The 20827-nt window shown below is 68.6% G+C and carries 18 protein-coding genes and 1 tRNA gene; 14 read left to right on the top strand and 5 right to left on the bottom strand.

Annotated elements, in window-relative coordinates:
- Positions 1-11 precede the first annotated feature (11 nt).
- The 9 genes from LCM32_RS10575 to LCM32_RS10535 all read left to right on the top strand — a co-directional run bounded on the left by LCM32_RS10575 (position 12) and on the right by LCM32_RS10535 (position 8572).
- Positions 12-974 (top strand): VOC family protein, encoded by a 963-nt coding sequence (locus LCM32_RS10575; RefSeq protein WP_224821034.1) that lies wholly within the window; start codon positions 12-14, stop codon positions 972-974.
- A 42-nt stretch (positions 975-1016) separates the two neighbouring features.
- Positions 1017-1745 (top strand): PIG-L deacetylase family protein, encoded by a 729-nt coding sequence (locus LCM32_RS10570; RefSeq protein ID WP_224821033.1) that lies wholly within the window; start codon positions 1017-1019, stop codon positions 1743-1745.
- A complete protein-coding gene (locus tag LCM32_RS10565) occupies positions 1745-2419 on the top strand; it encodes a 4-carboxy-4-hydroxy-2-oxoadipate aldolase/oxaloacetate decarboxylase (RefSeq protein WP_224821032.1) in 675 nt (224 codons plus the stop codon). Before LCM32_RS10570 ends, LCM32_RS10565 begins: the two co-directional genes overlap by 1 nt.
- Positions 2420-2558: 139 nt before the next feature.
- On the top strand, positions 2559-3641 hold the full coding sequence (locus LCM32_RS10560) for a 4-oxalomesaconate tautomerase (RefSeq protein ID WP_224821031.1): 1083 nt from the start codon (positions 2559-2561) through the stop codon (positions 3639-3641).
- Positions 3638-4486 (top strand): formyltetrahydrofolate deformylase, encoded by an 849-nt coding sequence (gene purU, locus LCM32_RS10555; protein ID WP_224821030.1) that lies wholly within the window; start codon positions 3638-3640, stop codon positions 4484-4486. Before LCM32_RS10560 ends, purU begins: the two co-directional genes overlap by 4 nt.
- Positions 4487-4614: 128 nt before the next feature.
- Entirely contained in the window at positions 4615-5532 is a 918-nt protein-coding gene (locus LCM32_RS10550) for a methylenetetrahydrofolate reductase (protein ID WP_224821029.1), read from the top strand.
- 81 nt (positions 5533-5613) lie between these two features.
- The gene (locus LCM32_RS10545; RefSeq protein ID WP_224821028.1) at positions 5614-6792 is read left to right on the top strand and encodes a LysR family transcriptional regulator; all 1179 of its coding nucleotides are present in this window, start codon (positions 5614-5616) and stop codon (positions 6790-6792) included.
- Positions 6789-7952, top strand: a complete 1164-nt coding sequence (locus tag LCM32_RS10540; RefSeq protein WP_224821027.1) for an aminodeoxychorismate synthase component I — start codon at positions 6789-6791, stop codon at positions 7950-7952. The genes LCM32_RS10545 and LCM32_RS10540 overlap by 4 nt, the downstream gene beginning before the upstream one ends.
- Positions 7953-7954: 2 nt before the next feature.
- Entirely contained in the window at positions 7955-8572 is a 618-nt protein-coding gene (locus tag LCM32_RS10535) for an aminotransferase class IV (RefSeq protein WP_224821026.1), read from the top strand.
- A 399-nt stretch (positions 8573-8971) separates the two neighbouring features.
- Here the strand turns inward: LCM32_RS10535 and LCM32_RS10530 are convergent, their stop codons facing one another.
- Positions 8972-9169, bottom strand: coding sequence for a heavy-metal-associated domain-containing protein (locus LCM32_RS10530; protein ID WP_224821025.1), 198 nt, complete (start codon positions 9167-9169; stop codon positions 8972-8974).
- Positions 9170-9321: 152 nt separating this feature from the next.
- On the opposite strand from LCM32_RS10530, the gene LCM32_RS10525 reads away from it, so the two are divergent.
- Positions 9322-11805: a heavy metal translocating P-type ATPase gene (locus LCM32_RS10525; RefSeq protein WP_224821024.1), complete on the top strand. Its 2484-nt coding sequence runs from the start codon at positions 9322-9324 to the stop codon at positions 11803-11805.
- 405 nt (positions 11806-12210) lie between these two features.
- On the opposite strand, the gene ggt is transcribed toward LCM32_RS10525, so the two are convergent.
- The 4 genes from ggt to LCM32_RS10505 all read right to left on the bottom strand — a co-directional run bounded on the left by ggt (position 12211) and on the right by LCM32_RS10505 (position 16618).
- The gene (gene ggt / locus LCM32_RS10520; protein WP_224821023.1) at positions 12211-13818 is read right to left on the bottom strand and encodes a gamma-glutamyltransferase; all 1608 of its coding nucleotides are present in this window, start codon (positions 13816-13818) and stop codon (positions 12211-12213) included.
- Complete coding sequence (locus tag LCM32_RS10515) at positions 13815-15215, bottom strand: M20 family metallopeptidase (RefSeq protein ID WP_224821022.1); 1401 nt, start codon at positions 15213-15215, stop codon at positions 13815-13817. The genes ggt and LCM32_RS10515 overlap by 4 nt, the downstream gene beginning before the upstream one ends.
- A gap of 360 nt (positions 15216-15575) precedes the next feature.
- A tRNA-Gly gene (locus tag LCM32_RS10510) sits at positions 15576-15649 on the bottom strand.
- A 192-nt stretch (positions 15650-15841) separates the two neighbouring features.
- Positions 15842-16618 (bottom strand): IclR family transcriptional regulator, encoded by a 777-nt coding sequence (locus LCM32_RS10505; RefSeq protein WP_224821021.1) that lies wholly within the window; start codon positions 16616-16618, stop codon positions 15842-15844.
- A gap of 143 nt (positions 16619-16761) precedes the next feature.
- On the opposite strand from LCM32_RS10505, the gene LCM32_RS10500 reads away from it, so the two are divergent.
- The 4 genes from LCM32_RS10500 (at position 16762) to LCM32_RS10485 (ending at position 20699) form a co-directional block, all read left to right on the top strand.
- A complete protein-coding gene (locus LCM32_RS10500) occupies positions 16762-17757 on the top strand; it encodes a TRAP transporter substrate-binding protein (RefSeq protein WP_224821020.1) in 996 nt (331 codons plus the stop codon).
- 79 nt (positions 17758-17836) lie between these two features.
- Positions 17837-18373, top strand: a complete 537-nt coding sequence (locus tag LCM32_RS10495; protein WP_224821019.1) for a TRAP transporter small permease — start codon at positions 17837-17839, stop codon at positions 18371-18373.
- Positions 18370-19647: a TRAP transporter large permease gene (locus tag LCM32_RS10490; RefSeq protein WP_224821018.1), complete on the top strand. Its 1278-nt coding sequence runs from the start codon at positions 18370-18372 to the stop codon at positions 19645-19647. The genes LCM32_RS10495 and LCM32_RS10490 overlap by 4 nt, the downstream gene beginning before the upstream one ends.
- The gene (locus LCM32_RS10485; RefSeq protein ID WP_224821017.1) at positions 19647-20699 is read left to right on the top strand and encodes a dihydroorotate dehydrogenase; all 1053 of its coding nucleotides are present in this window, start codon (positions 19647-19649) and stop codon (positions 20697-20699) included. The genes LCM32_RS10490 and LCM32_RS10485 overlap by 1 nt, the downstream gene beginning before the upstream one ends.
- Positions 20700-20827: the final 128 nt, after the last annotated feature.

Here is a 20827-nt window from a genome sequence, read left to right as displayed (position 1 = left end):
AGGCGCATGTCATGACCGATCCCTGTTACGACGTCGCGCATCTCGGCCATGTCGAGATGTACACCAACCGGTTCGAGGAGAGCCTCGACTTCTTCACCCGGGTCTACGGGCTCAAACTCAGCGGGCAGGACGAGACCTCGGCCTACCTGCGGGCCTGGGAGGATTACGAGTTCCACACGCTCAAGCTGACCCGGCACGAGACCACGGGCGTGGGGCACATCGGCTACCGCGTTTCCTCACCTGAGGCGCTGGAGCGCCGGGTCGCCGCGATCGAGGCCAGCGAGTATACCTCGCTGGGTTGGGTTGAGGGCGACATGGGCCACGGGCGGGCCTATCGCTTCGAGGATCCCTTCGGCCACGTGTTCGAGCTTTACTGGGACACCCACCGCTATGTGCCTGACGACGCGGATAAACCCGCGCTCAAGAACATGGCGAGCCGCTACACCGGGCAAGGTGCCGCGCCCCGGCGGCTGGATCACCTGAACCTGCTGTCCTCGGATGTGACCGCCTTCCGCGACTTCATGGTGACCTGCCTCGGCTCCCGCGTGACAGAGCAGATCCTGCTGGACAACGGGCGGCTGGGGGGCTGCTGGTTCACGGTCAACAACAAGACCTACGATCTGGCCTGCACCGAGGAACACGGCGGCGGCGACGCCCGCCTGCACCATGTCACCTATGCCACCGATCAGCGCGAGGACATCCTGCGCGCGGCGGACATCTTCCTTGAGAACGGGGTGCATATCGAGACCGGGCCGCACAAGCACGCCATCCAGGGCACCTTCTTCCTCTATGTCTGGGAGCCTGCGGGCAACCGGGTGGAGCTGGCCAATGCCGGGGCGCGGCTGATCCTCGCCCCCGACTGGGAAACCGTCACCTGGACCGAGGCCGAGCGCAAGCGCGGCCAGGCCTGGGGCCTGAAGACAATCGAGACATTCCATACCCACGGCACGCCGCCCGTTCAGGCGGCCGAGTAATCGCGGGCGGGCCTGCGTGCCTGCCGAAACAAGGAGAGACCTATGTCCAAGACGGCACTGGTGATCAGCGCCCATTCGGCGGATTTCGTCTGGCGCTGCGGCGGCGCGATCGCGCTGCACGAGGAGAAGGGCTATGACGTCACCGTCGTCTGCCTGTCCTATGGCGAGCGGGGCGAGAGCGCCAAGCTCTGGAAGCAGGAGGGCATGACCCTTGATGGCGTGAAGACCGCCCGCCGCAAGGAGGCCGAGAATGCCGCCGCTGCCCTGGGTGTCAGCGACATCCAGTTCCTCGACCTGGGCGATTATCCCCTGATGCTGGAGCGCGAGGACAAGTACAGGCTGGTCGACATCATCCGCAAGGTGCAGCCCAGCTTCATGCTGAGCCATTCGCACTACGACCCCTACAACACCGACCACATGTATGCGACCTCGGTCGCGCTGGAGACGCGGATGATCGCGCAGGCCTGGGGCCACAACCCCGGTGAAAAGGTGCTGGGGGCGCCGCAGCTCTACCTCTTCGAGCCGCACCAGACCGAGCAGATGGGCTGGAAGCCCGACATCTTCCTCGACATCACCCCGGTCTGGGAGAAGAAGCGCGCTGCCATCGAATGCATGGAGGGGCAGCAGCACCTCTGGCACTATTACACCAACGTGGCCGAGAACCGCGGCAACCACTTCCGCCGCAATTCCGGCGGCCAGTCCGGCGGGCGCGACGCGAAATACGCGGAAGGCTTCCAGTCGGTCTTCCCGCGCACGGTGGATGAACTCTGATGGGCGGCGTGGTTGTACAGAACATCGAGCGCGCCGATCCCGAGGTGGTGCGCAAACTGGGCGAAGCGGGCGTGGCCACGGTGCACGAGGCGCAGGGCCGCAAGGGCCTGCTGGCGCCCTACATGACCCCGATCTACGCGGGCGCGATGGTCGGCGCCTCGGCGGTCACGATCTCGGCCCCGCCGGGCGACAACTGGATGGTCCACGTGGCGATCGAGCAGTTGCAGGCGGGCGACATCCTGCTGCTGGCGCCCACGTCGCCCTGCGATGACGGCTATTTCGGCGACCTGCTGGCGACCTCTGCCATGGCGCGGGGCTGCAAGGGGCTGATCATCGACGCGGGCGTGCGCGACGTGCGCGACCTCACGGCGATGGGCTTCCCGGTCTGGTCCAAGGCGGTCCATGCGCAGGGCACGGTCAAGGAGACCGTCGGCTCGGTCAACGTGCCGGTGGCCTGCGCGGGCGCCTACGTCCGGCCCGGCGACGTGATCGTGGCCGATGACGACGGCGTCTGCGTCGTGGCCCGCGAAGAGGCCGAGGCTGTGCTGGCGAAGGCCGAGGCGCGCCTCGCCGCCGAGGAGGACAAGCGCCGGCGGCTGGCTGCGGGCGAGGCGGGCCTCGACATCTACGATATGCGCGGGCGGCTCGAGGCCAAGGGCCTCAAGTACATCTGACGCGGCCCCGGCGGGCGGGGTGTCCGTGCGCCGGGATATCTGAACAGCGCGCGCCCCAAACGGCGCCACCCCCGCGGGCACGCGGGGCACCGGGCGTACTTGCGCCCGGGTGGGAGAGGCTTTGCCAAGGAGGACGACAATGGACGGGATCGACTGTGTCTGGATGCGGGGCGGCACCTCCAAGGGGGGCTATTTCCTCGCCTCCGACCTGCCTGCGGACGCGGCGGCGCGCGATGCCCTGCTGCTTGGCGTCATGGGCTCGCCCGATCCGCGCCAGATCGACGGCATGGGCGGCGCGGACCCGCTGACCTCCAAGGTGGCGGTGGTGCGCCGGTCCGACCGTGCGGAGGCGGATGTGGAGTATCTCTTCCTGCAGGTCTTCGTGGACCGGGCCATCGTCACCGATGCGCAGAACTGCGGCAATATCCTCGCAGGGATCGGCCCCTTTGCCATCGAGCGCGGTCTGGTCCCGGCGCAGGACGGCGAAACGCCCGTACGGATCTGGATGGAAAACACCGGCCAACTGGCCGTGGCGCGGGTCAAGACGCCCGGCGGCCGGGTGACCTATGCGGGCGAGGCGAAGATCGACGGTGTGCCGGGCACCGCGGCGCCGGTGCCGATTGCCTTCCGCGACACGGCGGGCTCCTCCTGCGGGGCGCTCCTGCCGACGGGGCGTGCGGTGGATGTGATCGACGGCTTGGCCTGCACGCTGATCGACAACGGGATGCCCTGTGTCGTCATGCGCGCCGATGCCTTCGGGCTGACCGGGACGGAAAGCCCCGAGGCGCTGGAGGCCAACGCGGGGTTTCGGGCCCGGCTGGAAGCGATCCGCGTCAAGGCCGGGCCGATGATGACCCTCGGCGATGTGAGCGACAAGTCGGTGCCCAAGATGACGCTGGTCAGCGCGCCGGGGCAGGGCGGCGCGATCGCGACCCGCACCTTCATCCCGCACCGCTGCCACAAGGCCATCGGCGTGCTCGGCGCCGTGTCTGTCGCCACCGCCTGCCTGCTGCCGGAGGGCCCGGGCGCAGAGCTTGCCGTGATCCCGGAGGGCGAGGAAAAGCCGCTCTCGGTCGAACATCCGACCGGCGAGATGACGGTGATCGCCACCGTGAAGGACGGCGAGGTGCGTGAGGCCGCGATCCTGCGCACCGCGCGCAAGCTGATGGAGGGCCGGGTGTTTCCCGCGCCCGCCCACGGACCCGGAGGAGACCCGACATGACATCCTATGTGCTGACCCTGCAATGCGCCAACCGCCCCGGCATCGTGGCCGCCGTGGCCAATGTTCTGGCCGCGGCCGAGGGCAATATCACCGAGGCCCGGCAGTTCGACGACAGCACCAGCGGCACCTTCTTCATGCGCGTCGCGGTGGACTACCCCGGCCGTGAGGCCGATCTGCGCCAGCAGATGGAAAGCCTCGCCACCGGCTACGGCATGACGTGGGAGCTGTGGCACACCGGCGCGCGGCCCAAGGTGCTGCTCATGGTGTCGAAGTTCGATCATTGCCTTGGCGATCTGCTCTATCGCAACCGCATCGGCGAACTGACCATGGAGGTGGTCGGCATCGCCTCGAACCACCCGAAGGAGGCGCTGAACCTCTCGCTTCTGGGCGATATTCCCTATCACCACCTGCCGATCACCAAGGAGACGAAGCCGCAGCAGGAGCAGCAGATCAAGGACCTCGTGACCGCCTCGGGGGCCGAACTGGTGGTGCTGGCACGCTACATGCAGATCCTCTCGGACGATCTTTCGGCCTTCCTGTCCGGGCGCTGCATCAATATCCACCATTCCTTCCTGCCCGGGTTCAAGGGGGCCAAACCCTATCATCAGGCCTATGAGCGGGGCGTGAAGATGATCGGGGCCACCTCGCACTACGTGACCGAGGACCTCGACGAGGGCCCGATCATCGCGCAGGACGTGGAGGCGGTGAGCCATGCGGACACGCCCGAGGACCTCGTGCGCAAGGGCCGCGACATCGAGCGCCGCGTTCTGGCCCGCGCGGTGACGCTGCATCTGGAGCGGCGCGTGCTGATGAATGGCGCCAAGACGGTCGTCTTCGAGAAATAGGGCGGATGCGCGGGTGAGGTTGAATACATTTGCGATCTGAAATCGACGGCTATCCCCTGAAATTCTTGCCTGAAGGGCCTTTCATGTATACATTCAATCCAAGTCGTCTTTGGAGGAGGATGCACGACATGATCAGTTTCATTGGCAAGCGCGACAACGGCGGCGCCCCCACCGGGGCCGGTCTGCAGGAGATCGTGCAGGGCTTCTCGATCGAGGTCATGCCGCGCACGGCGGCCAAGGTGGAGGACTTCCGAGCGCTTCTGCCCGAGGGCACCCGGGTCTACATCGCCCATATCGAGGGCACGCCCATCGAGGAGATGGTGGCCACCGCGAAACGGCTGGCAGAGGACGGCTTCCCGGTCATGCCTCACTTCCCGGCCCGGATCATCAAGGACAAGGCGACGCTCGAAGAATGGATCAAGCGCTATCAGGGCGAGGCCGGTGTCGATCAGGCGCTGCTGCTCGCCGGTGGCGTGGCGCAGCCCCATGGCGACTACCACTCCTCCATGCAGCTGATGGAAAGCGGGCTCTTCGACGCCCACGGCTTCAAGCGCCTCCATGTCGCCGGGCATCCGGAGGGCAACCGGGACATCGACGCCGATGGCTCCACCAAGCTGGTGGACGAGGCGATCCGCTGGAAACAGGCCTTCTCGGAGCGGACCGACGCGCAGATGGCCATCGCCACGCAATTCGCTTTCGAGGCAGAGCCCGTGCTGGAGTGGATCGCGGGCCTGCGCGAGGCGGGTGTCGACCTGCCGGTGCACGTGGGCATCGCCGGTCCGGCCAAGCTGCAGACGCTGATCAAGTTCGCCATCGCCTGCGGTGTCGGCCCCTCGCTGAAGGTGCTGCAGAAACGCGCCCTCGACGTGACCAAGCTGATGCTGCCCTACGAGCCGACGGATGTGCTGGCCGATTTCGCCGAGGCGCAGGCCATCGGCACCCGTCCCGGCGTAGCGCAGGTGCATTTCTTCCCCCTCGGCGGGATCACGGCCTGCGCGGAATGGGCCCGGAAACACGGCGCCCAGCCGATGAAGGCCGCGGGCTGACCGCGGAGCGTCGCGAAAGGCAGTTGCCCCGGGGCGCAGGGGTTTGATACCCCGCCCTGAACCAAGGGTGACCCTGCACGCATGACCGCGCCGCCGCTTCCGAACCTCCGGCACCTCGCCGGGATCGTCGCCATCGCCGAGGGCGGCACCATGTCCGCGGCGGCGGAGCGGCTGAACCTGTCGCAGCCTGCGCTCGCGCAGGGGCTAGCGAAGGCCGAGAGTTCGCTGGGGGCCGCGCTTTTCTTGCGCAATGCCAAGGGGATGCAGCCGACCGAGGCGGGGCAGATCTTTGCCGCGCGCCTGCTGCGCGGCTTTGCCTTCCTGCGCATGGCAGGCCCCCTTGCGCAGCGCGATCACCTCGACCGGCTGGTGACGCTGAACCAGATGCAATCGCTCATCGCTGCGGTGGATCACGGGGGGATGCGCGCGGCGGCGGTGCGCATGGGGCGGGCGGCGTCGTCCGTCAGCCGCGCCTGCCGCGAGCTGGAGGCGCAGACCGGCGCGCTCTTCGATCACGGCCGCCCGACCCGGCAGGCCGAGGAGCTGGCGCGGGTCTTCAAACTGGCGCTGAACGAGTTCCGGCAGGGGCAGGAGGACGTGCTGGGCCTGCAAGGCGTGGCCGGTGGCCGGCTGGCCATCGGCTGCCTGCCGCTGGTGCAGGCGATGATCCTGCCCGAGGCGCTGAACCGTTTCGCGCCCGAGTTTCCCGCCGTCGCCCCGCAGGTGGTGGACGGCGATTACGACAGCCTCGTGCGCGGACTCTGGCGTGGCGATCTGGACATGCTCGTGGGGGCGCTGCGGCCCGAGGGGCTGCCCGATCAGCTGGTGCAGATGCGGCTCTTTTCGGATGAACTGCTCGTCGTCGCGCGGCCCGGTCATCCGCTGGCGGGGCTGGCCTCGGTCCGGCTGGTCGATCTGGCGCGCTATCCCTGGATCGCGCCCCGGGTCGGCGCCCCGGCGCGGGGCTATTTCGAGGCGATGCAATCGGTGCTGAAACCGGCGCCCGAGCTGCCCCTGCCGATCGAGACCGGGGCCCATTCGGTGATGCGGGGGCTGCTCATGGGCTCTGACCGGCTGACCGTGACCTCGCGGCTTCAGGTGCAGCGCGACATCGCGCAGGGCCTGATGGTGCCGATCCATTATGCGCTGTCGGGCAGCGGCCGCGACATCGGCGTGACCCATGTGGAGGGCTGGCTGCCCTCGGTCCCGCAGGCGCGGTTTCTCGAGATCCTGCGGCAGGTTGTGGGAGAGCTGACATGACGGCGGATGTGTTGGGCTGCGGGCCTGCGGTGCTCTTCGACCGGGGGCCGTCGGGCGGGGTCGATCTCTTCCGCGCCCCGCGCGAGGTGCTGCGGGCCCAGGTGCTGGACGAGGTGCTGCCCGTGCTCCGTCGGGCCGAGGCGCTGCGCCGCGAGGGCTTCTGGATCGCGGGGCTGGCGGCCTACGAGGCGGGTTTCGCCCTCGACCCCGCGCTGCGGGCCGTAGGGACGGCACTGCCGGAGGGGCCGTTGCTGGAATTTGGCGTCTTCGAGGGCGTCGAGGATGGCCAGCCTCTGCAGGATCGCGCCTGCGCCCTGGCCGAAACGCCCGCGCTTTCCGCCCCCCGGCCGCTCTGGTCGCGGGAGGCCTATCTGGCCGCTTTCGACGCGGTGAAAGCGGGCATCCGCAAGGGCGAATGGTATCAGGCCAACCTCACCATGCCGCTGGAGATGGAGAGCCGCCTGCCGCTGCTGGCGCTCTGGGGCGCATTGGTGCAGGCGCAGCCGGTGCAGCACGGTGCCTTCGTGGCGCTCGGGGACCGCCCGGTGCTGTCACGCTCGCCCGAGAGTTTCTTCCGCATCCATGGCGACGGGCAGATCGTGCTCACGCCCATGAAGGGCACCATGCCGCGCGATCCCGACCCGGAGGCCGACGAGGCCGCCCGGCGCTTCCTCATGGAGGACGAGAAGAACCGCGCCGAGAACGTCATGATCGTGGACCTGATCCGCAACGACGTCAGCCGGATTTCCCGCACGGGTTCGGTGCATGTGCCCGATCTCTGCGTGGTCGAAAGCTTCGCCACCGTGCACCAGATGGTGTCGCGCGTGACGGCGGAGCTGCTGCCCGGCGTGGGCCTGCCCGAGATCTTCGAGGCGCTCTTCCCCTGCGGCTCGATCACCGGCGCGCCCAAGATCGCGGCGATGAAGGCGCTGCGGGCGCTGGAGCATGGGCCGCGCGGGCCCTACTGCGGGGCGATCGGCTGGATGGCGCCGGACGGGCAGGCGGCCTTCAACGTGGCGATCCGCACGCTGGTGGCGCAGCCGGGCGGCGGGCTGCGGCTGGATGTGGGCGGCGGGATCGTGCAGGATTCCCGCGGCGATGACGAATACGAGGAGGCGCTGTGGAAGGCACGTTTCGCGACCTTGCTGAGCCGGGATTGAAGGTGATCGAAACCCTCCGCTGGGAGGGCGAGTTGGTCCGGGTGGAGCGTCACATGGCCCGCGCCGCGCGCACCTGCGCGGGTCTGGGTTATCCCTTCGATGCCACGGCGGCCCGGGCGGCGCTGGAGGCCGCGGTCTGCGCCCCGGTGGCGCGGATGCGCCTGACGATGGACGCGGCGGGCGGCCTGGAGGTGGCCTGCGTGCCCATGGAGGGGCCTGCGCCAGAGGCGATGCGCGTGGCGTTGCACCCGGTGCGGCTGGAGGCCTCCGATCCCTATCTGGCGATCAAGACGACCCACCGGGCGCTCTATGATCAGGCGCTGAGGGCCCGGCCCGAGGGCGTGGACGAATGGCTCTTCGCGAATACGCAGGGCGTGCTCTGCGAGGGGTCTTTCATGAATGTTTTCTGTCGCTTGCGGGTCGAAGGTGATGTTTTGACGTCACCGGTTTCGGCGGGGCTCCTGCCGGGCATCCTGCGTGAGGAGATGCTGGAAATAGGTCGCTGCCGCGAGGCGGAGATCCGTCTCGACGATCTTGCGGGGGCCGAGCTCTGGGTCGGGAATTCCCTGCGCGGGCTGATCCGGGCAGAGCTGATCGAGGCCGCGCCGCTGGTGGTTTGAGCCTGGGGGATTGTCCGCATAGCGCCACGACACGCATGGAACCGAGAGCCTCCAAGACGCGCGTGGAGACAGGAAACGCCGAGACGCGCATGGATGCAGGGAAGGCCGCGCCGCGCAGGGATACGGGCGCGCGGCTTCAAACCATGCCCAAGAGTGCTGTTCTCTCCACCCATGCCCCGCCCGGCCTCGGGCCGGGCTGCGCCTGCCTGCCCCCCGGCAGGCGCATTCGCGCCTCCCCAGACAGGCGCTGCCCTTCGTGGGGGATGGCTGCGGGTGCTGGCCGCTAAGCGCAAGACGTAGCGAGAGTGGATGCAGGCGGGCGACACCGCGTCGCCTGCTGTCAGCGGGGATCATAAGGCGCCACCGGATGCCGTGCGGCTCCGGCAGCGCCGCGACCGATCAGGCCGCGCTCACCGCGTAGCCTTCGCTTTCGATCGCGCCCTTCAGGGCGGCGGCGTCCTGTGCGCTCTCCACGCTGACGATCTTGCTTTCCAGATCGCAGGTCACCTGCGCCGCCGGGTCCAGTTCGGTGATCGCCTTGGTGATTGCCTTGCTGCAATGGCCGCAGCTCATGTCGGGCACCTGAAACTTGGTCATCTCTGCCTCCTGTTTGCGAGGATGTGAGAGGGAGATGCGACCTTCCAGCGGGGCAAGGTCAAGAGGGAGGAAAGAAATTTCCGCAAGCTCTTGACCTTCCAGCGGCTGGAAGCCTCATCTCCTGCACAGACCGTCGTCAAAGGAGGCCCGAGATGAGCATGCAGCACCTGACTATCGCCGTGGAGGGGATGTCCTGCGCGTCCTGCGTGGGGCGCGTGCAACGGGCGCTGGAGGGGATCGAAGGCGCCTCCAACGTCTCGGTCAACCTCGCCAGCGAAAGCGCGGCCCTCGACATCGAGGGCGACGCGTCGCGGGTCTTCGACACGCTGGAGGCGGCGGGCTACCCGGCGCGGGCCCATGAGGTCACGCTGAATGTCGCGGAGATGACCTGCGCCTCATGTGTGGGCCGCGTGGACCGGGCGCTGAAGAAGCAGCCGGGCGTGCTGGACGTGAACGTGAACCTCGCCTCGGAGACGGCGACGGTGCGCTACATGGAGGGCGCGGTGACGCCCTCCGACCTGATGCGCGCCTCAGAGGAGGCGGGCTATCCGGCGGAGATCGCGCAGGCCGATGCCGCCCAGACCCAGGGCGAGCGCAAGGCCGAGGAGGCGCGCCACCTGGCCCGGCGCACCCTGCTGGCGGGCGCATTGGCCCTGCCGGTCTTCGTGCTGGAGATGGGCGGCCATGTGATACCGGGGTTCCATCACTGGATCGGGCAGACCATCGGGCATCAGACCTCGTGGCTGATCCAGTTCGTGCTGACGACGCTGGTGCTGATCGGACCGGGGCGGATGTTCTATGCCAAGGGGATCCCCGCGCTGCTGAAGGGTGCGCCGGACATGAACTCCCTCGTCGCCGTGGGGACGCTGGCGGCGTGGTCCTTCTCCGTCGTGGCGACCTTCCTGCCGGGTCTGCTGCCCGAGACGGCGCGCGCGGTCTACTTCGAGGCCGCCGCAGTGATCGTCGTGCTGATCCTGCTGGGCCGCTTCATGGAGGCCCGCGCCAAGGGCCGCACCGGGGCCGCGATCCAGAAACTGCTGGGGCTTCAGGTGCGCACCGCGCGGGTCGAGCGGGACGGCGCGGCGCAGGATGTGTCCATCGAGCAGATCCGCGCGGGCGACGTGCTGATCGTGCGCCCCGGCGAGCGGATCGCCGTGGATGGCGAGGTGATCTCGGGCGAGAGCCACGTGGACGAGAGCATGATCACCGGCGAGCCGCTGCCCGTGACCAAGGTCGAGGGCGATGCGGTGACCGGCGGCACGGTGAACGGCGCGGGCGGTTTCCGCTTCCGCGCGACGCGGGTGGGCGGCGATACGACGCTGGCCCAGATCATCCGCATGGTGGAACAGGCGCAGGGCGCCAAGCTGCCGATTCAGGGCCTTGTCGACCGGATCACGCTCTACTTCGTGCCTGCGGTCATGGGCGTGGCGCTTCTGACGCTGCTGGTCTGGCTGGTCTTCGGCCCCGCGCCGGTGTTGAGCCATGCGCTCGTCGCCGCCGTATCGGTGCTGATCATCGCCTGTCCCTGCGCCATGGGGCTGGCGACGCCGACCTCGATCATGGTGGGCACCGGGCGGGCGGCCGATCTGGGCGTGCTCTTCCGCAAGGGCGATGCGCTTCAGGCGCTTGCGGATGTGGAAGTCGTGGCGCTGGACAAGACCGGCACGGTGACCGAAGGCCGCCCCGAGCTGACCGAGGTGGAGTTGGCAGACGGGTTCGAGCGGGACGAGGTGCTGGCGCTCGTGGCGGCGGTCGAGGCCGGATCGGAACACCCGGTGGCACAGGCGATCCTGCGCGGCGCCTCGGCGCTGGAGGTGCCTGCGGCCGAGGGCTTCACCTCGATCACCGGCTACGGCGTGCGGGCAGTGGTCGCGGGCCGCGACGTGCTGGTGGGCGCGGACCGGTTGATGGCGCGCGAAGGCGTCGACATGGGGGCTTTGGCCGAGGTCGAGGCCCGTCTGGCGGGCCGGGGGCGCACGGCGCTCTTTGCGGCGGTGGACGGGCAGGTGGCGGCGGTGATCGCGGTGTCCGACCCGGTGAAACGCGCCTCGGCCGAGGCCATCGCGGCGCTGCGCGCGCGCGGGCTGGAGGTGGCGATGATCACCGGCGACAAGCAGGCCACGGCGGAGGCGATCGCGGCCGAGACCGGCATCGACCGGGTGATCGCGGGCGTGCTGCCTGACGGCAAGGTGGCTGCGCTGGAGAGCCTCGCGGAGGGCGGCCGCAAGGTGGCTTTCGTGGGCGACGGCATCAACGACGCACCGGCGCTCGCCCATGCGGATGTGGGCATCGCCATCGGCACCGGCACGGACGTGGCGATCGAGAGCGCGGACGTTGTGCTGATGTCGGGCGATCTGCGCGGCGTCGTGAACGCGGTCGAGGTCTCGTCGCGGACCATGGCGAACATCCGGCAGAACCTGTTCTGGGCCTTCGGCTACAACACGGTGCTGATCCCGGTGGCGGCGGGCGTGTTCTTCCCGGCCTTCGGCTGGCTGCTGTCACCGATGCTGGCGGCGGGGGCGATGGCGCTGTCCTCGGTCTTCGTGCTGTCGAATGCACTGCGGCTGCGGCGGGTGGAACCGGCGCTGCGGGAAGAGCAGGGCGCGCAGGTCGGGGGAGCGGTCGCGGCGGAGTGAGGGGGCGTGTCTTGAGGCCAATTGCGCCCGCCGCGTTGCCGGTCAGCGGCACCATGCCTTACGAGGGTACCCCCGGCCGCTAGGCCGGGCAGCGCCTGCCTGCCCCCCGGCAGGCGCTTGGATACGGCACCTCTCCGGCGTGCGGGTGCGTTTCATCAGCGTCACCTGACCGGCAGCCGAGTGGCACGGCGCCTCCCCAGGCAGGCGCTGCCCTGCGTGGCAGATGGTTGGGATGCACGCCGGGGGCGGCGCAGAGGCGCGGTCTCGCGCTGCGCGTCTGGGGCCGTCGTGAAACCGGGTTCAGCGGAACGGCTCCGGCAAGCGGCAGGCCGTTCGCTTCTCTTCGAAACGCAAAACGCCGCCCCGTGGGGCGGCGTCTTTCCTTCGCAGAGCCTCGTTCAGCACTCAATACGCAAGCGCATAGCCATCGCGGCGCGGATCGGCGCCCGCCATGCGCAGCCCGTTCTCCAGCACCCGGATACAGCCCACGGAACAGGGGCCTTCCAGCGGCGGGCAGGTCGTCATCGGATGGCCGAGCGCGCCGAGCGCCTCGATCACCGCGGGGCCGAAGTCCTCTTCCAGCTTCAGCGAGGAGCCCGCCACATGCGGGTACTTGCTGGTCTGGCGCGGCTGCGACGAGGACCAGCGCGGCGCTTCCACCGCGCTCTGCGGGTCGAGGCCGAAGTCCACCAGCGCCACCATGACCTGCATGTTCACCTGCACCTGATCGTCGGCTCCCGGCGTCCCCAGCACGGCCCAGGGCTTGCCGTTCCGGAACATCATCGGCGCGTTCATTGTGTGGCGCACCCGGCGCCCGGGCACGAGGCGGTTGGCGTGGCCTTCCTCAAGATGCCAGCCGGTCATCCGGTTGTTCAGCAGGATACCCGTGTCGCCCGCCACGATGCCCGATCCATAGGGCGCATAGAGCGACTGGATGCAGGAGACCGCGTTGCCCGCGTCATCCACGACGGCGAAATAGGTCGTGTTGCCCGACCCCTGCGGCAGGGGGATCGGCACCTCCTGCGCGGCGTCGCGCCGGATGCGCTTGGCGATCTCGGCGGTATAGGCCTCCGACAGGATCTCGGGGTCGAAATCGACGAAGTCGGGATCGCCGGAATAGATCTCGCGGTCGAGGAAGGCCTGTTTCTTGGCCTCCACCATCAGGTGGATCAGCTCGGGCGAGCGCGGGCCGTAGTCCGAGAGGTCGAAATGCTCGAGGATCTTCATCTGCTGGAGCAGCGCGAAGCCCATGGAGTTGGTCGGCGTCTGGCGGATTTCATAGCCGCGGTAGGTCGCGGTGATCGGCGCCTGCGCCTGCGGCCGGAAGGCGGCCATGTCGGCCTCGGTCACCAGCACGCCGGCCTCTGCCATGGCCGCGACGAAGCGCTTGGCAAGCGCGCCGCGATAGAAGGTCTCGGCCCCGTCGGTGGCGATTTCCTCCAGCGTGGCGGCCAGTTGTGGCTGCTTCAGCAGGTGGCCAAGCGCGGGCAGGGCACCGCCGTCCAGATAGCTGGCCGAGGCATAGGCATTGCCCGTCAGGCTACCCATGAACTGGTCAGTGAAACGGCGGTAGGTGTGGCTGATCGGCAGGCCGTCGCGGGCCAACGCAATGGCGGGCTGCACCACGGCAGCCCAGTCGAGCCGCCCATGCGCCGCCTGAAGCGCCGCCACGCCGCCCAGCGCACCGGGGGTCGAAACGGCCAGCGGGCCGAGGTCGGGAATGCCCTCGGCATAGGTGCCCTCGGGGATCTCCAGCGGGGCCGCGCCGGTGCCGTTGAAGATCGTGCTCTCGCCCGTCGCTGCATCGTAGAAGTGGTAGAACCCGTCGCCGCCGAGGCCGGACATGAAGGGCTCTGCCACGCCCAGCGCGAGCGAGATCGCGGCAGCGGCATCGGCGGCGGAGCCGCCCGCGCGCAGGATGTCGAACCCGGCCTGCGTGGCGGCAGGGTGGTTCGAGACCACGGCAGCGGTCTGCCCCATGGCGAGGGGACGGTGGGTGCGGGGCAGGCTCATGCGGAGGCCTCCGGTGTCTTGGTGGTGAAGGTGCCGAGGTCCCAGAAGAGCCCGGTCATGAGCGCCACGCCGCTTTCGGCGATCGAGGCGGGCAGGTGTTCGTCGGGCCCGTGCTGGCGGCAACCGGGATAGGAATGCGGCACCCAGATCGTCGGCAGGCCGAGGCCCTCGGTGAAGGCGTCGTTGGGGATCGTGCCACCGATGTTGGGCAGGATCGCGGGGGGCTCTCCCAGCGTTTCGGTGATCGAGCCCTTGGCCCAGACCACCCAGGGGTCGGCGGGATCAAGGCGGGTGGCATTGGTCAGCTTCCGCTGGGTCGCGGTGATCTTGACCTTCTGCCAGCCGTGGGCGTCGAGGTGGCGGCGTAGCCCGTCGAGCGCCTTCTCGGGATCGACACCGGCCACGAAGCGCAGCTGGCAGCGCGCGCGAGCCGAGCCGGGGATCGCGTTTACCGGGGCCTCGGGCTGGCCGGCGATCATGGCGAGGATCGAGAAGGAGGACCAGCCGTAGACCCGTTCGACCGGCGTCAGCGCGGGCTCGCCCCAGTCCGGGTCGATCTCCGGGTCGCCGGGGGCGTTGTCGAGGGTGCAGTCGGCCAGCGCGTCACGGACGGAGTTCGGCAGGCTGTCGGGCATCCATTCCGGCACCCGGATCGCGCCGCGTTCGCTGGTCAGCGTGGACAGAGCCTGCACCAGCTCGATGGCCGGATCGTTCAGCAGGCCGCCCCAGTTGCCGGAGTGATAGCCCTGCGGACGGCTCTCGACCGAGAGGTCGAAGGCCAGCACCTGACGCGAGCCGAGGTAGATCGTGGGCCGGTCCTTCGAGAGGCGCGGCCCGTCGGAGGCGATCAGCACGTCGGCCTTCAGCGCCTCGGCATAATCGGTGCAGATCTCGCGCAGGCCGGGGGAGCCCACTTCCTCGCCCATCTCGACGAGGTACTTGCAGTTGAAGCCCAGCGATCCGCGCGCGGCCAGCACCTGCTCCAGCGCCGAGATGTTCGTCAGCATCTGGCCCTTGTTGTCGGCCGAGCCGCGCCCGTACCATGCGCCGTCCCGCTTGGTCAGGGACCAGGGATCGAGGCCCTCAGCCCATTGCGCGGCCTGTCCGTGGGTCACGTCGCCATGGCCGTAGCAGAGCATCGTGGGCTTCGCCGGATCCTCGATCCGCTCGGCCAGCAGGAAGGGCGTCGCGGCGGCCTCATGCTCCAGCAGGCGGCAGGTGAAGCCCATCTCCTCGAAGGTGGGGATCATCACGTCGGAGAGGAACTGCGCCAGCAGCGGGGCCTTCTCGGGGACCTGGCTTTCGGTGGTCCAGCCGACCCAGTCGGCGAGGCGGTTGAAGAAAGGCCCTTCGGTCACGAGGTCCCGGGCGGCAGCGATGGCCGTAGCGCGCGTCATTCATATCTCCTTTGCCGGCGGTGAGGGGCCGCCGCTCTTGGGGCATCGCGGTCAGAGGGGCGGTCTGCCGGGGGCGCCGGATGCCGGTCGTCAGGCCCTGCCTCGCAAGCTGTCCTATACGGTGCACTTGAGCCGCGGCGGACCTTACGCCGATCCGGGGGGATTGGAAGAGCCGGGAGCGGAATGCGCGGGCATTTTCCGAGGCGCTGCCGGATGTGCAGGCAGGTGGGCGCGGTGTGTCGCCAGGCCCGTCTTGCGGGCAGGGTGAGGCGATGCGTCAGCAATGGGGCGTAATACGCTGATATCACACGATAACCTATGGCTCCGTGTCTGGCGTACCGATCAGATGTCAGGGAAATCTGGAGCGGGTAGCGGGAATCGAACCCGCGCGTTCAGCTTGGGAAGCTGACAGGCTACCATTACATCATACCCGCCGCGTGGCCGATCAGATAGCGCGGGACGGGGACGAGCGCAAGGGGAAGCTGCCGCGCTGCCGCAGGGATTTTCTTGGCCTCTTTGGGTGGTCGTCGCGCAGGGACTTGCCCTGGGCCCCATGCGCGCGAAACTATCCGCTGAGCGGGTCCGCTGTGCCGGGACAACGGGTGGCGGCGGGGCCGGTCGTGGCCTCAGGCGCCGGGCATCGGCCCCCGGTAGCCACGGGTCTGGGAGATGGCCTGACCCAACGTGGTGATCGCGCGGATGTGGTCCTCCGACGGCGGCGTGGTGAGGTACTGGATCGAGCCCACCATGGCCACGGTCGCAATCAGCCGGCCCGCGTGATCGAAGACTGGTGCTGCGATGACGTTGACGCCCAGAAGGGTCTCCTCGGGGGCGAGGCCATAGCCCCGGGCGCGGGTTTCCTCGATCCGGGCGCGGAGCGCCGCCGGATCGGTGATCGTGTGCGGCGTCAGCGCCTTCATCTCGCCCGCGCAGATGTCTTCGAGCAGGGTGGGCTCGCTCCACGCCAGCATGACTTGCCCTTGGGCCGAGGAATGCAGCGAGAGTTGGCTGCCCTGCCGCACGCCTATCTCGATCGCATGGGTGCCGTGGAGCGCCGCGATCACGTTGAGCATCCGCTTGTTCACCGTGCTCATGGTCACGGCGAGGCCGGTCTCACTGCGGGTGTTGCGCATCAGGCTGTCGGCGGAGGCGGCGAGGTCGGCGATATGCGTCGCCCTCTGTCCCACCAGCCACGCCTTGGGGCCCAGCCCGTAGCGCCCGCTGATCGGATCGCGCGCGACCCAGCCGCTTTCCTCCAGCGTGAAGAGGTGCTTGTGCGCCGCGCTCTTCACGATCCCCATCGCCTCGGCGATCTGGGTCTGGCTCATCGGATCCTCGGAAAAGGCGATCGTCTCCAGAATGTGGAGCGCCATGTCCGATGTCTTCACCCGTGCCTTCTGCATATCGCCCCCTTCCGGCGACCGGCCCCCGGTCGCACTCGCGTTCATTTCTCTGTCCTGATCCCGTTCTTGACAAGATCAGAACAATCTGCAAGCCTCAATGCGAGAACAATGGTTCTTATATTGAGAACTCGGAGGAGGTTCAAATGAAATTTCACACCGGTTTTGCCGGGGTGCTGGCTGGCACCCTGATGACCTTGGCCCCGGCGGCCATGGCGCAGGATCTGACGCTGACGCTGGGCCACGCGGTCTTCGAATCCCACCCGCTGCATGATGCGGCGGTCCGCTTTGCGAAGGAAGTGGATGAACGCTCGGACGGGTCGATCAAGATCGACATCTTCCCGGCGCGCCAGATGGGCGACGTGAAGGAGCTGATGGAGGGGGTCCAGCTGGGCACGGTGGACATGACCGTGAACTCCTCCTCGGCGCTTGCCACGCTGACGCCGGCGGTGGATGCCTTCCAGCTGCCCTATGTCATGCGCGGCTACGAGGAGTTCGCCAAGATGGCTGTCTCGCCCGAGGCGGAGGCGATCATGGATGCGCTCGGCGATCACGGGATGATCGGGCTTGGCCTCTACGAGGGCGGGCAGCGGCACTTCCTGTCGACCGGCGACGCGGTCACGTCGATGGAGGGCTTCAAGGGGCTCAAGACCCGCGTGGCGCCCACCAAGCTCTTCCTTGCGGTCTGGAACGCCGTCGGCGTGAACCCGACGCCCATGGCCTACGGGGAGATCTACTCGGGCCTTGAGACCGGCGCCATCGACGCGGTGGAGATCAACCTGACCTCGATCGAGTCCGAGGGGCTCTACGAGGCGGCGCATAACGTCACGCTGACCGGGCATTACTTCTGGCCGGGGATCATGCTGATCAACAAGGACCTTTTCGAGGGACTGACCGAGGAGCAGCAGACCATCCTGCGCGAAAGCGCCCGTGCCTCGGTCGAGCCGCAGGTGATGGCCGTGGCCGCCTATGACGAGGAACTGAAGACGTCGCTGGCCGCCAAGGGCGTGACGATCACCGAAGCCTCTGACGACTTCAAGGCCCAGCTGGAGGAGGCCTGGGCGCCGGTCGTGAAAAGCTATGCCGACAGCGATCCGCTGATCGCCGCCTTCGTGGAGAAGGCGCAGTCTCTGCAGGACTGAGGCATGGCGGGCAGGCGGGCCGGCGCTGACCGGGCCCGCCTGTCGATCGGTGCCGACGGAAGGAACGAAGGGAGGGGACATGCAGGCGCATGACTTGCCGCCGCCGCTGATGCGTTTCGTGCGCGGATACGTGGCGATACTGGAAACTCTGTTGATCTCGGGCGTGGCCGCGGTGGTGGTGATCGCCACGCTGCAGGTCTTCTTCCGCTACGTGGTGGGCGCCTCGCTCTCCTGGTCGGAGGAGGCGCTGCGCTACATCATGATCTGGATCACCTCGCTGGGCCTCGGACTGGCCTATTCGCGCGGCGAGATGATCGGGATGGAGCTGCTGGTGCAGCTGCTGCCGCCCCGTGCCGCCCTCGTGGTGACGCAGGCCGGGCGGCTTCTGGTGCTGGCGATGATGCTGACCATCGCCTGGTACGGCTGGAAGTTCGCCTGGAAGACCCGCGGCGGCACCGCCACGGCGATCCCGGTCTCCATGTTCCTCATTCACATCTCGGTGGCGGTGGGCAGCCTGCTGGTGGCGCTGCACGTGGCGGCGACGCTGGTGCTGACCTTCTGCCGGGGGGCAGAGCCCCGCAGCACCGAGATCCATATCCCGGAGATCGCGGAATGATCTGGCTCGGCTCCATCTTCTTCCTCACCCTCGCCATGGGCGTGCCGATCGCCTTCGTGCTCGGCCTCTCGGCGATGGGATATTTCGTCTTCACCGACAACCTGCGCTTCCTCGTGGCCATTCCGCAGCGGATGTTCGCGGGGCAGGACAGTTTCGTCCTGCTGGCGATCCCGCTCTTCATCCTCGCCGGCAACCTGATGGACGTGGGCGGGCTGACCCAGCGGCTGGTGGGTTTTGCCAATTCGCTCGTCGGCCGGTTCCGGGGCGGGCTGTCCCTGACGGCGGTCTGGGGCTCCTTCCTCTTCGGCGGCGTCAGCGGCTCGGCTGCGGCGGATGCGGCGGCGCTTGGCACCGTGCTGACGCCGGACCTCAAGCGGCAGGGCTACCACGAGGATTACGCCGCAGCCCTGATCGGCGTCTCCTCGATCATGGCGCCGCTGGTGCCGCCCTCCATCGCGATGATCCTCTACGGCGCGCTCTCGGGCACGTCGATCTCCAAGCTCTTCGTGGCGGGGATCGTGCCCGGCGCGCTGCTGGCGGTGATCCTTTCGGCCTATGCGGTCTGGATCGCGGGGCGGCGCGGCTATCCCAAGCTGCCGCCGATGGGCCTGTCCGAGATCGTCCGCGCCGCGGCAAACTGCGCCCCCGTCTTGCTGTTGCCGGTGATCATCATCGGTGGCATCCGCGGCGGCGTCGTGACGCCGACCGAGGCGGCGGCGGTGGCCGTGGTCTATGCGCTGATCGTGGCGGGGTTCTGGTACCGGGCGCTGTCGCTGCCGCGGCTGCGGCGGGTGTTCCTCTCCACCGCGATGATGAGCGCGACGATCTACCTGCTGATCGGCTTCGCCCATGTGCTCTCGCTCATCTTCGCCATGGAGCGGCTGCCCCAGACCGTGGTCACGGCGCTGAACTCAGTCTCCGAGAACAAGTGGGTCATCCTGCTGATGGTGAACCTGATCCTGCTGGTGCTGGGGATGTTCCTCGACACCGTGGGGATCCTGATCCTGACCGTGCCCGCGCTGATGGCGATCGGCCAGCAGCTGGGGATGGACCCGGTGCATCTGGGCGTGATCGTGGTCTTCAACTGCCTGATCGGCTTTGCCACGCCGCCCGTGGGGCTGTGCCTCTACGTGATGTCCGGGGTGACCAAGCGCCCGATCGAGAAGATCTCGCTTCACGCGCTGCCCATGGTGGGGCTGGCACTGGTGGTGCTGGCGGTGATCACCGTCTTCCCGCAGGTGGTGCTCTTCCTGCCGAACCTGCTGGTGCATTGATGGCGGATCTTTCGGTGCAACTGGGCCGTCTGCGGCTCAAGAACCCCGTCATTGCCGCGCCCGCGGAACACCTGATCGCGGAGGGCGGCCTTGCTGCCGCGATCCGGGCCGGGGCCGGGGCGGTGGTGGTGAAATCCACCAACGAAAGCGCGGCGGCCAAGGCGCAGCTGCGGGCGGCGGAATACGTGGCCCTCAACGACCGCTGGGAGGCCGTGGACTGGGGCCCCGAGGCCGATCCCGCCACGATGATCCTCTCGCGCTCAGGCCTGCACCCGCTGGGGTTCGAGGCCTGGCTCGACCAGTGCCGCGCGGCGGACCGGCTGGCGCACGAGGCCGACTGCCTGCTGGTGCCCAGCCTGATCAACGCCGACATCGCCCGCGCCGTCGAGATGGCGCAGGCGGTGGAGCAGGCTGGCTTCCGGGCGCTGGAGTTCAACATCGGCACGCCCTATGCCCGCGAGGCCGCCGCCGGGGCCGTCTCGACCGAAACCGCTGCCGACCGGGTCGGCCTGCTGGCCCGCGCGGTCTGCGAGGCGGTGGACATCCCGGTCTGGATCAAGCTGACGGGCCAATCCTCGGACGTGCCGGATCTCGCGGTTGCGGCCCATGAGGCGGGGGCGGAGAGCGTCATCGTCGCGGGTCGTCTGCTGGGGATGCTGCCCGACCTCGACACGCAGGCGCCGCTGATCGGCACCTCGGGCGGCTACGGCGGGTTCTGGAACCTGCCGCTGACCTGCCACTGGCTGACGCTCTGCCGGGCGGCCTTGGGGCCGGAGAGGGCGCTGATCGGGATCAACGGGGTGACCGGGGGCCTCGACGTGGCGCGCGCGATGCTGGCCGGGGCCTCGGCCGTTGGCATGGCCTCGGCGGTGATGCTGCGCGGTTTCGGCGTGATCGAGGAGAGCCTCGCGGCGCTACGGGCCTACCTCGACGGCAAGGGGCAGGCCGCCTCCGAGATCATCGGGCTGGCCGCCGACCGGCGGAAGACCTTCGCCGAGATGCCCGAGCTTCAGGACCACTGGAAAGACTTCCTGCCGCCCGAAAGCCGCTGACCAACAGGCAAAGCGCCCGGGAGCCGGGCGCTCACGGCTTCGTGCGTCGGAAAAATGAGAATGGTTCTCATTTTCTTTGACTCCTGAGAATGGTTCGCATCTAAACGGGGCAACCGGACTGGGAGTAT

This window comes from Pseudooceanicola nanhaiensis, from assembly GCF_020171315.1.
In the GTDB taxonomy this organism is placed as follows: domain Bacteria; phylum Pseudomonadota; class Alphaproteobacteria; order Rhodobacterales; family Rhodobacteraceae; genus Pseudooceanicola; species Pseudooceanicola nanhaiensis_A.
The sequence above is the reverse complement of the archived record's forward strand: the minus strand, read 5'-3'. Positions and strand labels throughout refer to the sequence as shown.

Excerpts from the sequence above, each read along its gene's own strand:
- purU (WP_224821030.1), top strand. The coding sequence starts at position 3,638 with ATGACATCCTATGTGCTGACCCTGCAATGCGCCAACCGCCCCGGCATC.
- LCM32_RS10575 (WP_224821034.1), top strand. The coding sequence starts at position 12 with ATGACCGATCCCTGTTACGACGTCGCGCATCTCGGCCATGTCGAGATG.
- LCM32_RS10485 (WP_224821017.1), top strand. The coding sequence starts at position 19,647 with ATGGCGGATCTTTCGGTGCAACTGGGCCGTCTGCGGCTCAAGAACCCC.
- LCM32_RS10495 (WP_224821019.1), top strand. The coding sequence starts at position 17,837 with ATGCAGGCGCATGACTTGCCGCCGCCGCTGATGCGTTTCGTGCGCGGA.
- LCM32_RS10560 (WP_224821031.1), top strand. The coding sequence starts at position 2,559 with ATGGACGGGATCGACTGTGTCTGGATGCGGGGCGGCACCTCCAAGGGG.
- LCM32_RS10570 (WP_224821033.1), top strand. The coding sequence starts at position 1,017 with ATGTCCAAGACGGCACTGGTGATCAGCGCCCATTCGGCGGATTTCGTC.
- LCM32_RS10515 (WP_224821022.1), bottom strand. The coding sequence starts at position 15,215 with ATGACGCGCGCTACGGCCATCGCTGCCGCCCGGGACCTCGTGACCGAA.
- LCM32_RS10525 (WP_224821024.1), top strand. The coding sequence starts at position 9,322 with ATGAGCATGCAGCACCTGACTATCGCCGTGGAGGGGATGTCCTGCGCG.
- LCM32_RS10505 (WP_224821021.1), bottom strand. The coding sequence starts at position 16,618 with ATGCAGAAGGCACGGGTGAAGACATCGGACATGGCGCTCCACATTCTG.
- ggt (WP_224821023.1), bottom strand. The coding sequence starts at position 13,818 with ATGAGCCTGCCCCGCACCCACCGTCCCCTCGCCATGGGGCAGACCGCT.
- LCM32_RS10530 (WP_224821025.1), bottom strand. The coding sequence starts at position 9,169 with ATGACCAAGTTTCAGGTGCCCGACATGAGCTGCGGCCATTGCAGCAAG.
- LCM32_RS10550 (WP_224821029.1), top strand. The coding sequence starts at position 4,615 with ATGATCAGTTTCATTGGCAAGCGCGACAACGGCGGCGCCCCCACCGGG.
- LCM32_RS10565 (WP_224821032.1), top strand. The coding sequence starts at position 1,745 with ATGGGCGGCGTGGTTGTACAGAACATCGAGCGCGCCGATCCCGAGGTG.
- LCM32_RS10545 (WP_224821028.1), top strand. The coding sequence starts at position 5,614 with ATGACCGCGCCGCCGCTTCCGAACCTCCGGCACCTCGCCGGGATCGTC.
- LCM32_RS10500 (WP_224821020.1), top strand. The coding sequence starts at position 16,762 with ATGAAATTTCACACCGGTTTTGCCGGGGTGCTGGCTGGCACCCTGATG.
- LCM32_RS10490 (WP_224821018.1), top strand. The coding sequence starts at position 18,370 with ATGATCTGGCTCGGCTCCATCTTCTTCCTCACCCTCGCCATGGGCGTG.
- LCM32_RS10540 (WP_224821027.1), top strand. The coding sequence starts at position 6,789 with ATGACGGCGGATGTGTTGGGCTGCGGGCCTGCGGTGCTCTTCGACCGG.